At 68.7% G+C, this 14834-nt stretch carries 9 protein-coding genes; 5 read left to right on the top strand and 4 right to left on the bottom strand.

The features are described 5' to 3' along the window. Nucleotides 1-818 precede the first annotated feature (818 nt). Nucleotides 819-1622, top strand: coding sequence for a hypothetical protein (locus AB0D93_RS32945; protein WP_362127415.1), 804 nt, complete (start codon nt 819-821; stop codon nt 1620-1622). Between the two features lie 586 nt (nt 1623-2208). After that, nucleotides 2209-2706, top strand: coding sequence for a hypothetical protein (locus tag AB0D93_RS32940; protein WP_362127412.1), 498 nt, complete (start codon nt 2209-2211; stop codon nt 2704-2706). Nucleotides 2707-2994: 288 nt separating this feature from the next. On the opposite strand, the gene AB0D93_RS32935 is transcribed toward AB0D93_RS32940, so the two are convergent. Further along, on the bottom strand, nt 2995-4173 hold the full coding sequence (locus AB0D93_RS32935) for a hypothetical protein (RefSeq protein ID WP_362127409.1): 1179 nt from the start codon (nt 4171-4173) through the stop codon (nt 2995-2997). Between the two features lie 2013 nt (nt 4174-6186). On the opposite strand from AB0D93_RS32935, the gene AB0D93_RS32930 reads away from it, so the two are divergent. Both AB0D93_RS32930 and AB0D93_RS32925 read left to right on the top strand, forming a co-directional pair. Further along, on the top strand, nt 6187-6798 hold the full coding sequence (locus tag AB0D93_RS32930) for a chorismate mutase (RefSeq protein ID WP_362127406.1): 612 nt from the start codon (nt 6187-6189) through the stop codon (nt 6796-6798). Nucleotides 6799-7422: 624 nt separating this feature from the next. Further along, on the top strand, nt 7423-8742 hold the full coding sequence (locus AB0D93_RS32925) for an APC family permease (protein WP_362127403.1): 1320 nt from the start codon (nt 7423-7425) through the stop codon (nt 8740-8742). 97 nt (nt 8743-8839) lie between these two features. Here AB0D93_RS32925 and AB0D93_RS32920 read toward each other — a convergent pair whose 3' ends face one another. Next, on the bottom strand, nt 8840-9031 hold the full coding sequence (locus AB0D93_RS32920) for a hypothetical protein (protein WP_362127400.1): 192 nt from the start codon (nt 9029-9031) through the stop codon (nt 8840-8842). Between the two features lie 110 nt (nt 9032-9141). After that, entirely contained in the window at nt 9142-11895 is a 2754-nt protein-coding gene (locus AB0D93_RS32915) for a glycoside hydrolase family 2 TIM barrel-domain containing protein (RefSeq protein ID WP_362127397.1), read from the bottom strand. Nucleotides 11896-12621: 726 nt separating this feature from the next. Here AB0D93_RS32915 and AB0D93_RS32910 point away from each other — a divergent pair. After that, nucleotides 12622-14166, top strand: coding sequence for a beta-propeller fold lactonase family protein (locus AB0D93_RS32910; RefSeq protein ID WP_362127394.1), 1545 nt, complete (start codon nt 12622-12624; stop codon nt 14164-14166). Nucleotides 14167-14283: 117 nt separating this feature from the next. Here AB0D93_RS32910 and AB0D93_RS32905 read toward each other — a convergent pair whose 3' ends face one another. Next, nucleotides 14284-14430 (bottom strand): hypothetical protein, encoded by a 147-nt coding sequence (locus AB0D93_RS32905; protein WP_362127391.1) that lies wholly within the window; start codon nt 14428-14430, stop codon nt 14284-14286. Nucleotides 14431-14834: the final 404 nt, after the last annotated feature.

Below are 14834 nucleotides of genomic sequence, written 5' to 3'. Positions count from 1 at the left end.
GGGCCCGAACGAGAGACACCGGCGGCTGCCGTCCGCCCGGGCTGCGGTGCCGGCATACCGGCCGGGGTGCGGTGCCGGAATGCCGGCCGGGGACACCGGAGGCCGGCACCGGCCCGGGGCGGGCCGAGAAGCGAGTCGGCCCGCCTTCGCCGGGCTGCTCACGGCGAAGACCCACGTGTGCCCGGCCGCGGCAGCCGGGGGCACAAAAGACTAGGGGTGAAAACGGGCTTGCCCACGGCTGTCCGGCCACCTGCCCCCTGCCCGGCCGCCGCCTTCGCAGGCCAAACCCGGCAGGGCAGCCCGCGGGCCTGATCCGCAACAGACCCTCCGCCGCGATCCGCTACATCCACCCCCACCGGCATCGCATGGAGCGTGAGGACCTCGGCACCTGCGGCCGAACCCGCCCCGGGCGGCGGCGGTGCAGGCGCCCGGATCCGCTGAGCCAGGCGACGGCGGGTCCCACGCCCCGGCCGCCCCGCCCCGGCCCGGGAGAGCGTGAATCCCCGACGCCGCAGCACGCGACACGAGGCAGGGATTGCCCCTCTTTTTTCATTCGCGGCCATCACCTTGGGTGGAAGGGGGCATAGCCGGTCCCGGCGTTGAGACCCGACCGGCCGTCGCCGGGGTTTCAACCTTGTAAAAACTGCGGCCTTTTTATGACGATTGCACCGTGGGAAGAGCGGGCAGGCGTCATCCGGTGCCACGAATCATGTAATCAACATCTTTTGGAAAGGCGCATGCCCCGTCGTTCTGAAGCTCACATCTTTCTGGAGCCGAAACAAATGGACAATGTTGTTCCCATGTCAGACTCGGCACTCATGACCGAGATTTCACACAGCAAAGGCTCGCGCAAAGATTGCGTCGCCGCACTGCTGGCTCGGCACTGGAAATCCGTACGTGCTTACACGAGCCTGTGCGCAGCCGGAGCAGCCTCGGAATCGAGGTTGCAGACCTGCGCGGCTCAGTCGTTTCTCGCCGAGGTCATCCATTACGCGCATCCGCCCGTGGTGCGCCCCCACCTGCTGCGAGCGGTGCGGGTGGCGGCCGAGGCCGGCGTCGACGGGGACGATGTCGTGCTGGACGCGGCGCTTCACGATGCCATTCGCAGCCGCAGATCGGGGATACAACCCGATCGCCGTCTGGCGGAGCGGGCCTTTCGCGCTCTGCCCGCCGTGACGCAGACGTTGCTGTGGCACCTGCATGTCGAGCGGGAGGACATTGCCACCGTTGCCGTTCTGATCGGTCTTCCTGAAGTCACCGCGGCCGCGGAGGCTGCCCGTTCCCGGGGGCTGTTGTTGCAGCGCTGCCTGGAAATTCACGCCGAGGAGGCGCCCTATCCTGAATGCAGCCGGTATTCCCGGCTGCTTCTGGCATCGCTGAACCGGCCGGTGTCGGGGGATGTCAATACCCACATATCCAGGTGCTGGCATTGCCGCACCGCGGTGCAGCAGTTCGACCACAGTGACACCATGCTGCCGTCTTTGCTGGCCCAGGCCGTCCTGGGCTGGGGCGCTCAGGACTACCTGCGCGTGCGGTGGTCGGTGCGTCCTGCGCCGGCGGCGGCCGCGCGGGGCAGGCACCGGCCGCCGGAGGCGGCCACGCGGGGCAGGCACCGGCGCTGAAAAAGAGGGGGCGGGCCGCGTGCGCGTGCCGGCCGTGCGGCATCGTTTCGCGCGACGGGCCTCGCCCGGCCCGGCCGGCCACCTCGCTCTTGACGCGCAGGATGCGCGTCAAGGGCGAGGGCGCGCAGTGCGGGTGCCGCGAGGAGGCCGGGCGGCAACGGCCGGGCGGCCACCAGGAGCGGGCCGGTTACGGTCCCGCTTCACGTCCCGGGCACGCCGCAGTCCCCGCCCGGCCTGCCGGCGGGCCGCGCCGTGGCGGTTCGCCGGCCCGGCCGCGCGAAGCGGGTGCCGGCCGCGGTGGGGGACGCTCCTCCGGGCTTTCCCCCGACCGTCGGACACCGGCGGTGTGGGTGGTGGCAGACGGTAGAGAACAGCCAGTTCACAACGGACTGCGTGGTGCGCACTCCTCAAAGGCGGCCGAGCCGACCACGAGACGAGTGCCACGGTTGCGGCGACGGTGCGGGCACATGCCTGGCTTCGTCATGGCGCGGCAGGCCGGCTCCTTCGGGTGTCCGGCCGCCGGCAGCCGACCGTGTGCTCTTCGTCCGGCGCACATTCACCTGGGTTCAAGCGAAAGGACAGACACATGCGAAAGTTCGGCCCTCGAGCGGTGCTGGTGGGCGCGCTGGGCACAGCCGGCGCTCTCGGACTGGCCCTGCCTGCTGTCGCCGCGCCGCAGCACAGCAGCGGCTCCGCCCATGTTCTCGACGTCACGACCACGAACACCGAGCACCACGGTTCACCGTACGGGCCGGTGGGTTCGACGTTCGGCGGCTCGGGGAAGACCACCAACACCAAGACGGGCAAGGCCTACGGGACCTTCAGGTACGAATGCACGGTGAAGTCGGTGAAGGGCCGCAACCGGACGGTGGACTGCCCGCAGACCCTCAACACTCCCGACGGTCAGATCACCCTTCAGGGCTCCCGGACGATGCCTGCCGTCAAGCCCGCCACGCTGCCCAAGGTCGTGCATCTCACGAAGCAGGTGACGGGAGGCACGAAGGACTACGCGAATGCCAGGGGCGTCGCCCACCTCACCGTGCATCCCGTCACCAGTGCCCGAGTGGTGATCCACTTCCGCTGATCCGGATGCCGGGGGTCCTGCTTTGGCGGCGCACCATGCCGGCATCAAGGGGCCGGCCTCCGCAGCTGGTTCAGACCCCATGCGCGGGCAGGGATCACCGGCACCCCCGCACCAGCGGCCGGCCGCGCCGCACGTCGATGCCTCGTCACGGCCTGATCGCACGACAGCACGGCCGTCCGGAAAATGGCTGCGGGCGGCCCTGCACCGGGTAGGGGGCTCGCACGGCGGACACTGCAAGCCGCTGCTGCGTCAGGAGGCCGGCCGGTGCCGAACCGGCCCCAAGGCGCATCACGGCCCGGGCCCGTCCGGGGCGGCTGGGTGGCCGGGCGGGTCAGGAACATCCTGCGCCGCATCACTGGGCGGGGATGCCGTCGGTGCCCGCCCCGCCGGCCCCGGCGGGATCGGCAAAAACGTCACGGACCTTTCGGGCGCGGTGCTGTGGCGGGTGGCGAGGGCCGCGGTGGCGATGAGCGCCGCCAAGGATCCAAGGCCCGCGCAGACGGGCCAGACATCGTGGATGCCGCTGCCCTGGAGGGTTGCGAAGTACTCGGTGACGCTGAGCACGACCGAGGTGGAAAGACCGACGAGGACGGGCCATGTGCTCCCGGCCCAGTCGGCGCCGTCCACGGGTGCGGGAGCGTGCCGGACGGCCGCCGCCAGCTCGCTTTGTGCACGGGCCTGCCAGCCCTCCTCCAAGGTGGTCTCGGCCCACTCGGTCAGCAGCCGGATGAACTGCGCCGCCTGCAGCTGCCGTCCGGCCGTGGACGTGGCCACGGCCTGGCGGGTGAGGGACAACAGCGAGCGCACCACGCCGGCCTGCTCTGCGGCTGTGCGGCCGGTCCAGCCGGGCGGCTCGAACGGACCGCGCCGGCCGGCAAGACACTCGATCAGCAACATCGCGGCCGCACGAATGTCGTGGTGCGCCTCGGCGGTGGCTGCCGTGTCACCGCGCAGCGCACAGCCCACGATCTTGATCCTTCCGTCGGGAAGGACCATCACCGACTCCGCGCGGAAGTTTCCATGCGCGATGCCGTTCTCGTGTACGGCGGCGATACCGTGCAGGCACTGCAGGACAACAAACAGCGCGACGGACGGCCCGAGGGTGCCCACCATATCCAGGACCTGCCGAAGGCTGCTGCCGGAAATGAACTCTCTTATCGCCGCGATGCCGTGCACACCGACGTGGCAGCTGTAGATGCGGGCCAGACGCGGATCCCTGACCAGGCAGAGCGCCGCATTGTCGGCCTGCACACGCTCCAGGGCCACCGCATCTCCGAGTCCGTCCCAGCAGAGATATTCGATCATCACGACACGGCGTGAAGTCCCCCGGCGCGCCAGCACCGTGGACGACGTGGCCCCGTTGGTGAGCTCCTTTTGGAACGTGTAGCCGTCAACAGGCCACGGCTGCACCTGCCCACCGTTTTCCCCTCGCCCGTTGTTAACTTTCTCCCCTGCGTCGAAACGCAACTGCCAATCCTCTCCCCTGATTTCCCCGCGCTGCCGGCAAACACGCCCCAACGGCATGACGCGACCCGAGTCAACGAGCCCCGACAGCAGCCGCGTTCGACGACGTGCAACCGACGGCGTCGGCACAGCCGCAGTCCCCCGCGAGCAGTCGCGCCGGGCCCTTCTTCTCCCTCGCGGGTGAAGGCCTGCACCCGGCACCTGGTGGGTATCTGCTCCTGAAACGACTTCGGTCCTGCCGTATTCCCCCTCGGCGCAGGCGGCGCCATAAAGCGGCACGGACATGCACCGCAATGGCCGGGCCGGACGCAAGGCATCAGATGCGGTCGCTCAAGGCAGCCCGAGCCGTTGCGGATCATAACCAGCGGGCAACGACGCGGATGCCCGCCCCAATACACGATGTAAGAAAGACACCACGGTCGTCACCGAAGCGTAAAAAAGAGGGAGGGGCGTTTTTATGTGCAAGAGACTGCCGGCACGCGCATGTGTGACGGTGCCGAGAAGAACACGAAAGGAAATTGACGACTCGTCAAGCCCCTGTCCGGCCGGGCAGGGGTTGCGGGTGCAGGAGCAAGCCAGCCGCCCTTTTCAGGGTTCTGGCTCCCAGGGCCGAGGCCGGTGAAGCCTTCGGGCCGGATGACGCGAACGGACCGCGACATGTGCATGCTTGACGAGTGCGACGAGCGGGAGGCCGGTGGTTCGGCGTGATCACCGCCGGGGGCCGGCCGGCCAGGCGGCACAAGAAGCAGCCGATCACCGTCGCCGGACACAGGAACTCGCCAACACCAGCCGGCCGGCAGGTGGTGTCTGCCGGCGTACATGGTGTTCGGTGCGCTCGCGGTGAAGCCGCGCCCTGAAAAGGTGCGCACCCGTCAGCCGGTTTGCGCCTGAACGGCCCTGACGGACCGAGGCCGGGCAGGCGGCGCCGGCCACGCCCCGGGGCCGTTGCGAAGTCCGCTGTCGGATCGGGTCATCGTCGAGGAGAAACACAAGCGTGCATGAGTCGCCGTCGCATCCCGGCCCGTGCAAGGGCGAAGAGATGCTGACCGGACGTCAGGTATATGCGTTCAGCCGTTGCTGTGGGCCCCGCGCCGGCCGGCACGTCATGTCGCCCAGCCCGCTTCCGGCACCGGGCCGGCACCACGGCACCGCGGTGGCAGTACGCGGTTCATCGCCAGGGTCAACCGCCAGACCCTCCGCCTGGGGGACATCGCCGGGCCGGTCCAGGCGGCGGGGTGAGACAGGCACAGGCACCCCGGTGATCACTGGTGTCGTGCCTGTGCTGGCGGCGCGTCCACGTGCGCGGGCCACGGGCGCTCTGCACGGCCCCGCAACGTGCGACCGCCCTGACGGCACGGCCCTTGCCGGGACGGGTGCATGGGCTGCGGGTGGGGCGGGCAGGGGGCCGGTGCTTGCCGTGACCACCGTGGGGAGGGGAACGGGCGGCGGCTGCGCCGCCTCGTGCTGAAAGCCGGCGCCCCGCGGTCGCAGGCGGATGCGCCCGGCCGGATCGGCGCATGGCATGGGGTGGGTGTGCCGGCACACCCGGTGGCGTGCGGTGGGGCGGTGCTGCCGGCAGGCACCGGCAGGCGGCTCGGTGATCCGATGCACGCGTGCCGCCCGGCGCCGGGATCGGCACCCCGGGGCAAAGCCCTGCCTGGCCGGGCGGCGCCGCACGGCACAGGTCCCGGGCCGGCCAAAGTCCCCTCGGCAAAAGGAGCACCGCGCACTACGCCGCTGAACACCCGTGGCGAGGGGCGGGCCAGGGGCGCTCGATGCCTTGCGCGGCGGCATGTCGTGCGTCGTAGTGCGCGGTGGGAGCAAGGGTAGGTGCCCGTGCTGTGGCAGTCATGAGCAGTTGCCCGCCCTGCACCCGTCATGTGGTCTTCGAGGGGGGTGCGTGTGTGCTGTGAGGCATCCGGGTGACGTCGCATTGCCCGCAGTCTTCGGCTCCGCCCCCGCATCCCCCGATTGGCGACTGCACCATGGCCCCGTGGCAACGGATAGTCGTATCTCATGAGCGCTATCCGAAGCTGGGTTGCCGTGCTTGCCCTGACCGGTGTCGCAGCGGCCGCCCTCGCGGCCTGCGACTCCTCCCATGCGAGCAGCAGGCCTGCCCGGCAGGGCACCGCAACGGCCGAAACGGCACTGGGAACGATCGCGCGGCTCGCCGGCGAGCGCGTGATGACCGCGGACACGGTGGCCGCGGCCAAATGGGGAACCCGCCAGCCCATCGACGACCCGGCCCGCGAGAAGACGGTCCTGGACAGTGCGGCTGCCCAGGGAGCACAACTCGGGATCCCCCCGGCCACCGTCCGGCGGATCTTCACCGACCAGATCGCGGCGAACAAGGACGTTCAGCGTGCGCTCTACACCAGGTGGCACGCGCAGCCCGCCGAGCAACCGACCCATCGCCCCGACCTTGCCACCCAGGTCCGGCCGGTCCTGGACCGCATCGACGGCCGGCTGCTCGCCGCCATCGTCCAGGCCCGGCCCCTGCTGGACGGCCCCGGCTGCAGCGCACTGCTGAGGCAGCAAAAGGAGACGACCGCCCGGGCCCTGGGCCTGGACGCCGTCCACAAGACGGGCCTGGACCAGGCGCTGGCCCACATCTGCGAAAGCCGGTGACGGGCACTGCCATGACCGGCGGTGACGGTTGGTGCGGCAGACCGCACCTCTTGCCCGCGTCCCATCGGGCCCACCCACCCCAGGGCCAGATAGCGAAGATCGGGGACGTTCAGGGCCCGCGCGTGGTCTCCTCCCAGGCGACGTTCACCGGGCACACCGCCCGGACACGTGGATTCGGATACCGCCTCCTGTCCTGCAGCATCAGGTGATCTGCCGCACCCGGGCAGACTCTCCTCGTCAGGCCCGGCTGCCGCCGAGCCGGCAAACGGCCCACGCCCCACCGTCTTGTCCCCGGCCGCCGGGACGGCATCCTGCGGCCCGGCGGCCGCAGCACGTACGCAGGCGGCCAACGGCACGAAAGACTCCCCCAGCCCCGGAGACGTACCCCGCACTCCAGGCGGACCTGCGTGACCGCTCGCCGGGCTGGAGCAGGCCATCGCCGCAAGGAGCGGCGCAGCACGGTGGCAGGGGCCTTCGATGTGCCCCGTGCCGCTTGGTCGCGTCCTTGCGAACGCGGCCTCATCCACCCGCTAGCATCAATGCGCGCATTGCCCCCCGGTGAGCGAGGGCTGCCGCCGAGCGGCCCTCGACCGCTCTTACGCCCTCCCCCTGCAAGGTGCCCGCATGCCCGCCTCCACCCGTGCGGCTGTCCCGGCCAGCATGACGCCCACCGACGTCTCGATCATGGTGATCGGTATCGTCCTCGGTATCGGCATTTTCAAAACGCCGTCACTGGTCGCGAGCTACTCCAGCAACGCCACGGTGTTCATGCTGCTGTGGCTGCTCGGCGGAGTGATCACGGTGGTCGGGTCCCTGTGCTACGCCGAACTGGGCAGCGCACGGCCCAACACGGGCGGCGAATACGCGTTCCTGCGCGAGGCCTACGGACCGAAAGTGGCCCTGCTGTTCGCCTGGGCACGGTGCAGCGTGATCCAGCCCGGCGCCATCGCCGCCGCCGCCTTCGTGATGGGTGACTACGCCAACACCGTATGGCGGCTGGGGACCTACGGCCCCGGCATCTACGCCCTTGCCTCGATCCTGCTGTTCACTTTCGTCAACTACCTGGGCACCACGCCGGGAAAGGTCACCCAGAACATCGTCGAGATCATCGCGGTGCTGTCCATGATCGCCATCATCGTGTCCGCCATCTTCGCGACGGTGCCCACCTCGCGCACCCAGACACCCCACAGCCTCTCCCTGAGCGACGCGGGCCTTGCGATGATGTTCATTCTCCTGACCTACGGCGGCTGGAACGAAGCAGCCTACCTGTCGGGCGAACTGCAGGACGCACGACGCAACATGGCCCGCGCCCTCGTGGTCGGCGTCGTCATCGTCATCGCGGTATCCGTCGCGATCAATGCCGCCTATCTGCACGTGCTGGGACTCGACGCCATCCGCAGCAGCAACGCCGTCGGCGCCGCGATGATGCGTATCGTCGCCGGCGACATGGGCGCCACCCTGCTGAGCATCGTCGTCGTCCTGTCCACCCTGACCACCCTCAACGGCCTGATCATCACCGGTTCACGCTCCTACTACGCCCTCGGCCGCGACGTGGCCGCACTCCACTCGATCGGCAGGTGGAAGGAACACGGCTCGACCCCCGCGAACGCGCTGCTGCTCCAAGGCACCGTATCCGCCGTGCTGGTGGCCCTCGGAGCCGCCACACGCACCGGCTTCCAGGCCATGGTCGCCTACACCTCCCCAGTGTTCTGGTTCTTCATACTGCTCGTCGCGATCTGTCTGTACATCTTCCGCAGCCGGGAAACCGGCAGCGAAACCCACTACCGGGTGCCGCTGTATCCACTGACACCCGCGATCCTCGCCCTAGCCTGCCTGTGGGTGGGCTGCTCCAGCCTCTTCTACGCCGGATGGGGAGCAATCACCGGCGTCGCCGTCCTCCTCACCGGCACACCACTACTCCTCCTCCAACCCGCCCCCAACTAAACGACCGGCCACACACGAAAAGACCGGCCGGAAACCACCACACCAGACACAGCAGCCAGGCCGGAAACAGCGCGCCAGGCGAAAAACCGGCCGCACATCAGGGCGTGTAAGGAACTTCTCCAGCACGGCCCGGGTCCACCGCCGTCAGCAGCCCGCCTTCACCCAGCAGGGCAGCGCCCGAGGCGTCGGCGCGGTCCAGCAGCCGCTCGACGACCTCGTCGACGAGCTTGTCCTCGACCCGTTCGACAGCCGGGATCTCTTCGACGGCCGGGATCTCGTTGTCGTTCATGTCCGTCCGTCCCGGCTGGCCGAAGGCCCAGGTCAGAGCCCACGGCCAGCCTGTCACATCACGGACTTACATGATCTTTCAGATACGCTCGCGCACGGCATGTGTGGTCGTCAGTCCCAGTGGATCGGGACGCAGCCTGAGTCCTTCAGCAAGGTGTTCCATCCGGTGATGAGGAGTTGGGTCTGTGTGCGTCGGGAGTGAGGGAAGTGCGCCTGGATGGTTGTGCTTTCGCCGGGCAGAAGATTGAGGTAGTTGTCGGTCAGGTACACCGGGGTGACTCGTTTGCCGGTCCTGGCGTCGATGAGCTGAATGCGGACCTGGAAGGCAATGACCTCGCTGCGGTTGCGCAGAGTGATCTCAATGGTTGAGTCCTCGTCGTGCTTGCGACGGGCGTGTGCGCTGATGTGCGCGGGGGCGAGGTGGCGGAGGGGAGCGTAGGCGAGGTCGGGCTGGGGGCCGGGGGCGTTGTAGAGCCAGTCCGTGTTGTCGCTGATGAGAGCGCCGTTATGGCCGTGGAGCTGGAGTTTGACCAGTTGGAAGGCGTTGGGCGTGAGCTTGCCGGTGAGGCTGGTGACGACCTGTTGGCTGGCGGCGGGGATGGGGCCGATGTCCAGTCGTTGGGTCTTGCTGTGGTCGATGTGGCCGTCTGGTCCGACGACGGTGATGACCAGGTGGGTGGGACTGCTGGTGGCGCGGGTGTTGTTGACGACGGCGACGTTGAGGTTGCTGAGGTCGAGTTGGGGGTGGAGTGGTTCTCCGGCTTTGCGCACTCCCCAGTAGCCTCCGGTTGGTTCCAGGTACCAGTCGTAGAGCTGGCCGCGCAGGCCGGTCCAGCCGGGCGCGGAGCGCCAGATGACGCCGCCGGTGTACCAGCGCCACATCGCGGCGTTGCGGCCTTCGAACATGGCCTTGTACTGCTGGAACTGGGCCGCCTGCGCCTGCTCGCAGAACTCCTCGAGAGTGGCCGGCTGCCCGTAGAGAAGGAGTTGGTCCTTGGTGGTGTTGGTCCCGTTGAAGAACGGGATCCACAGGTGGAAGTACCAGGCCTTGTTGGGTGGCCAGGTCTCCTGGGTGATCTGCGGGAAGTCCTCGGCGTCGGCCTTGGTCATGATCGCGCGGATCGTCTCGGCGACTGGGGTGCCCACCGAGCCGGTCTCCGGGGTGAAAGGCAGGGGGCCACCGGTCGCGACATGATGGGTGGTCCACGTGCCGTCGAAGAACTGGCGAGGGTAGAGAATTCCGTAAGGACCGTCGGTGTAGGGTCCTTCGTCGGTGCCAAGTCCGGCGTTTGGGTCTGTGGAGTAGGACACGTAGGGGCGGGTGCCGTCTTCGGCCTGGATGATCGCGGCTAGCCGGCTGTCGAGGTCACCGGGGGGCGGCCCTTCGTTGCCTCCTACCCACAGACACAGGCTGGGGTGGTTGCGCAGCATCCGTACCGCGTCCCGGGCGCTGTCCAGGAACAGCTGCTGGTCTGCTGGGTTTCCTTCGTCGGGGTCGCAGTCGCCGGTGATCCAGAATTCCTGCCACACGAGCACACCGTATTTGTCGCAGGCCTGGTAGAACTCGGGCCGTTCGGTGATGCTGCCGCCCCAGATACGGATCAGGTTCAGGTTCGCCTGCTGGTGGAGCCTGATCTGGTCGTCGTAGTTTTGTGCGGACAGTCTTAGCAGGGCGTCCGCGGCCACCCATGCGCCACCGCGGATGAAGATCGGTGTGCGGTTGACGGTGAACTTGCGCCCCAGGGTAACGGGGTCCACGGCGGAGGAGACTTCCCGGATCCCGACGTCCGTTTGGTAGGACTGGGACAGCCGGCGCTCGCTGATCAGCTCCACCGTCGCCGGGTACAGGTGAGGAGTGCCGTACCCGTGGGGCCACCATAGCTGTGGATCGTCCACCACCACCGAGGCCGTCAAGGTCGCAGTCTGAGCGGCGTCGACCGTGAGAACGTGGCCTCTCACCGTGCGTCGTCCCAAGCGCACCTTGAGCTGAGCTGGGAGCGGGGTAGCGGCTGTGTTCCGCACGGACGCGGTGACCGAGACCGTCGCCTGCGTGGCGGACCCTGACTGCCATGTGATGTCGGTGGTGATCTTCGGATCGGAGTCGAACACCAGCGGACCGGTCAGTTCCAGGCTGACCTTGTCCCAGATGCCCGTGTTGCGGTCCCTGACCGGCTGCCAGAAGTCCCACCCGCCGCTTACCTGGTCGACGGTGCGCCGTCCGATGAGGTGGTCCCCGCCCTGGCAGCTGGATCCGGCAGGTTCAAACAGACCTGCTCCCGACTGTGGATTTCCTGGCGGATCCGGTGGCGTGACGAGAACAGCCAGCACATTCTCTCTGCCCCGATGCACGGCAGTCGTGATGTCCAGCCGATGACGCAGGAACATGCTCACCAAGGGATCCCTGTTGATCTTGGAGCCGTTCAGATACACGTCAACCCTGTAGTTGGTGCCACGCAGCTCCAAGAAGAACCGGCCACCCCTGCTACCGTGCTTCTTCGGTACATGAAGACGGGTGCGGAACCAGTACGTGTACTCTCCGATCCCCACCTCGCCGGCATCAGGGATCTGCAGGTTGTTCAACCCGAAGTAAGGGTCGGGGACCAGGCCCCTTTCCGTAAGCGTCGCGAGCACCGTCCCCGGAACCCTCGCCCTGATCCACCCTACGCCGGAGAAGCTGTGGTCGGGATCACTCAAGTGCTCTCCGTCGTCCCCCGCGGCGAACTTCTTGGCCAGCCAGCCTTCAGTAACAGGCAGATGCTCAGGCTCCGGCCAACTGCCGTCCGGCGACATCCCAACCGCAAGAGCTACCGTGCTCGTGCCCGTTACCGGGACTCCTGCCGCCGGCACGGCTGCCGCGACCGACACTCCACTCGCCGTCCTCAACACAGACCGCCGGTCGACGCCGCGGCGCAGGCTATCTCTCATTCGGAAATCCCTCTACCCAGGAAACTGCTGTTGAGAACACCGATCGTTGCGTCATCAACCTGCACCGCGCGCCGCCGACACCGCAGGTACGCACGCATGGAGCAACAATTGGCACGCCGTCGACACTCAGGCGGAAACGGGGCTTGTTGGCGCCGCTGAACGCCTTCCAGATCGCCGTCGACGGCCGACTGAGCCCAAGCAGCCACTGGCCACCTCAACAACCAGGACCGGCCGTTAAGTTGACACTCCCGACGACGCGCGGCACCGGTGACGGCGGCAGTGGACAAACGTGCGCACCCCCTCGCGGCGGATGGGACGCGGGAGATCTGGCCGGTGCGCGGCCTGCCGGCCGCGGCCGAGTCCGACGGCCAACGGAAAAGCCGTCAAAGTAGCACCCATCGATGGAAACGCCGCGTCCACCCGGTGCTCTTCGGGCAGTGGAGTGGCGGTGAGCGGGCCGAGGCGTCCGTGACGGCAGGCCATTCGGGCTATGCGGCCCGCCCGTACGGGCCTTTCTCACTGGCTTGAGTACAGGTACAGGTCGGTCTCGGCATAGCGTCCACCAGCAGCGATCATCAGCTCCGCGGTGATCTCGGACGTCCCCGCCGGGATGCCGCCTTCATCCGGAGCACACAACGCACGGCGTGTGCGTGGCAGGAGGTTGTGATGACGGGTGGCTCGGTGGCGAGCAAGCTGGGGCAAGGGCGCGCGGGGCGAAGTCACGGGGCCGAGGGCGGGGGCGGGGGCGGGGGAGCATGGCGGAGACTGTTGCGTGTCTGGGTGGCGGGGTTGGTGGTGCTGGCAGGAGTGGTGGTGCCGCTGTCCCAGGTCACGCCCGCTGCGGCACAGGCGGGCCGCTCGCTCGCCTACGTCACCAACTTCGGCGCGGACACCGTCTCGGTGGTCGACACCGCCACCAACACCGTGATCGGCCAACCGATCACCGTGGGTGACGCGCCCGTCGGTGTGGCGGTCAGCCCCAACGGCACCCGCGTCTACGTCGCCAACTCCGGCTCGAACACCGTGTCGGTGATCAGCACTGCCACCAACACCGTGATCGGCCAACCGATCACCGTCGGCACTTCCCCGGCCGGCCTGGCGGTCAGCCCGGACAACTCCCGCGTCTATGTCGCCAACTCCGGCTCGAACAACGTGTCGGTGATCGACACCGCCACCAACACCGTGATCGGCCAACCGATCACCGTCGGCGCCTTCCCTCAGAACGTCGCGTTCGGCCCGGACGGCACCCGCCTCTACGTCACCAACACCGGCTCGAACAACGTGTCGGTGATCGACACCACCACCAATCCCCCCCACGTCCTCAGCTCCATCTCCGTCGGCGTCGGCCCCTGGGACGTGGCGGCCGTGGCCTCTCCCGGCGGCACCACCGTCCTGTACGTCAGTAACTCGGGCTCGAACAACGTGTCGGTGATCGACACCACGCTTGGACCCGTCGCCACCATCCCCGTCGGCCGCCAGCCGCGTGGTCTGGCGGTTGCCACCATTGCGTTCGGCATCCGCGTCTACGTCACCGACTTCGCCGACGCCACCGTGTCGGTGATCCAAACCAATGCCGGCCATCCCCCGACGCGGATCGCCACCCTCCCCGTCGGCCGCCAGCCCCAGGGCGCGGCGGTCACCCCGGACAACACCCGCGTCTACGTCACCAACACCATCTCCAGCACCGTATCGGTGATCGACAACACCACCACTGCGCCAACCGTCCTGCCCGACACCATCACCGGCTTCGCAAACCCCGTCGATGTGGCGACCGGGATCACCCCGCTGCAGCAGCCGCCGACGATCCCCACCACGCTGAAACTGAAGGCAGAAAAGAGGCACGAACACAAGAAGAACGAGCCGGGTGCAAGGGGCAACGACCGTGTCACCCTGACGGCCACGCTGACCGCCCAGGGCCGGCCCCTAAAGGGCAAGACCATCACATTCACCACCGACTCCACCCTGCTGTGCACCGCCACGACCGACCGTCACGGCCAGGCCACCTGCACCGTGCCGGGCCGACACCACAACAAAACCTGCTACACCGCCACCTTCACCGGCGACGACACCTACCGGCCCTCCACCGCCACCGCGTGCGTGCAGCACGACCACGGCACACCCTGCCCCTCAGCGGGATGGGGCGACCGCCGTGGCATTCATGACCACAACGCGCCCCCACCGGCACACCTACCGGCCATCCCGTGGACCTGACCCAGCCGCACAGGACCGCGCGCAGGCAGCGACCTGCTGGGCCCCTGGCCATCTCCTCGCCCCCGGGCCGGCCCTGCCGCAAGGGACGGTGTGCCGCCACGGCCGCCGTGCGGCTGATCACAGCAGCACCCGCACACCGAACAGCGGCCCGGCCGGCACTTGACCGGCAGCCTCGGTGATCTCGTCGCAGGCGGTGACGACGTCCAGGCGGTCCCCCGGCCAAGGCCGGGCACCCCATGGCACGCACACGCCTGCCGCAGTCACAAAGGCGGTCCCGGGACGGCGTCCCGCGGGTGGAGCACACGATCCCATGGGCGGCACGGGCGGCGGTGACGACGGCCGTGCTCAATCCCTCCCGGGGCAGGGGGAGCCGGCGTGAGGGGGAGCCGGCGTGAGGGGGCATCCCACTCCGACCGACAAGGGAAAGGACCCGCCCGCACGTTCATCACCCGGGCACAAGAGGTCAGCCGCATTTCTGCGGCAGCCCCGCGGCCGCGACACCCGGGCAGGTTTGCCGGGGACGCGGCCGCGAGCCGGCCGGCACCGGGGCCACACGGTGAACATGCGGCGGCAGCAGAAAGCCGGAGCGCCGGCGGCAAGAACCCCTGGCGCGGCAGGTGGCGGGGGCCCAGCGCGGGCCGGCGCCCCGGGGGCGGCCCGGGCCAGTG

Source organism: Streptomyces sp. NPDC048191 (assembly GCF_040652655.1).
Lineage (GTDB): Bacteria > Actinomycetota > Actinomycetes > Streptomycetales > Streptomycetaceae > Streptomyces.
Note: the sequence above shows the minus strand (reverse complement) of the source record. Positions and strands in the feature narration are given on the sequence as shown.

Bases quoted from the DNA above. Each gene is read 5' to 3' on its own strand.
- AB0D93_RS32940 (WP_362127412.1), top strand. From the start codon at position 2,209: ATGCGAAAGTTCGGCCCTCGAGCGGTGCTGGTGGGCGCGCTGGGCACA.
- AB0D93_RS32910 (WP_362127394.1), top strand. From the start codon at position 12,622: ATGACGGGTGGCTCGGTGGCGAGCAAGCTGGGGCAAGGGCGCGCGGGG.
- AB0D93_RS32945 (WP_362127415.1), top strand. From the start codon at position 819: ATGACCGAGATTTCACACAGCAAAGGCTCGCGCAAAGATTGCGTCGCC.
- AB0D93_RS32930 (WP_362127406.1), top strand. From the start codon at position 6,187: ATGAGCGCTATCCGAAGCTGGGTTGCCGTGCTTGCCCTGACCGGTGTC.
- AB0D93_RS32925 (WP_362127403.1), top strand. From the start codon at position 7,423: ATGCCCGCCTCCACCCGTGCGGCTGTCCCGGCCAGCATGACGCCCACC.
- AB0D93_RS32920 (WP_362127400.1), bottom strand. From the start codon at position 9,031: ATGAACGACAACGAGATCCCGGCCGTCGAAGAGATCCCGGCTGTCGAA.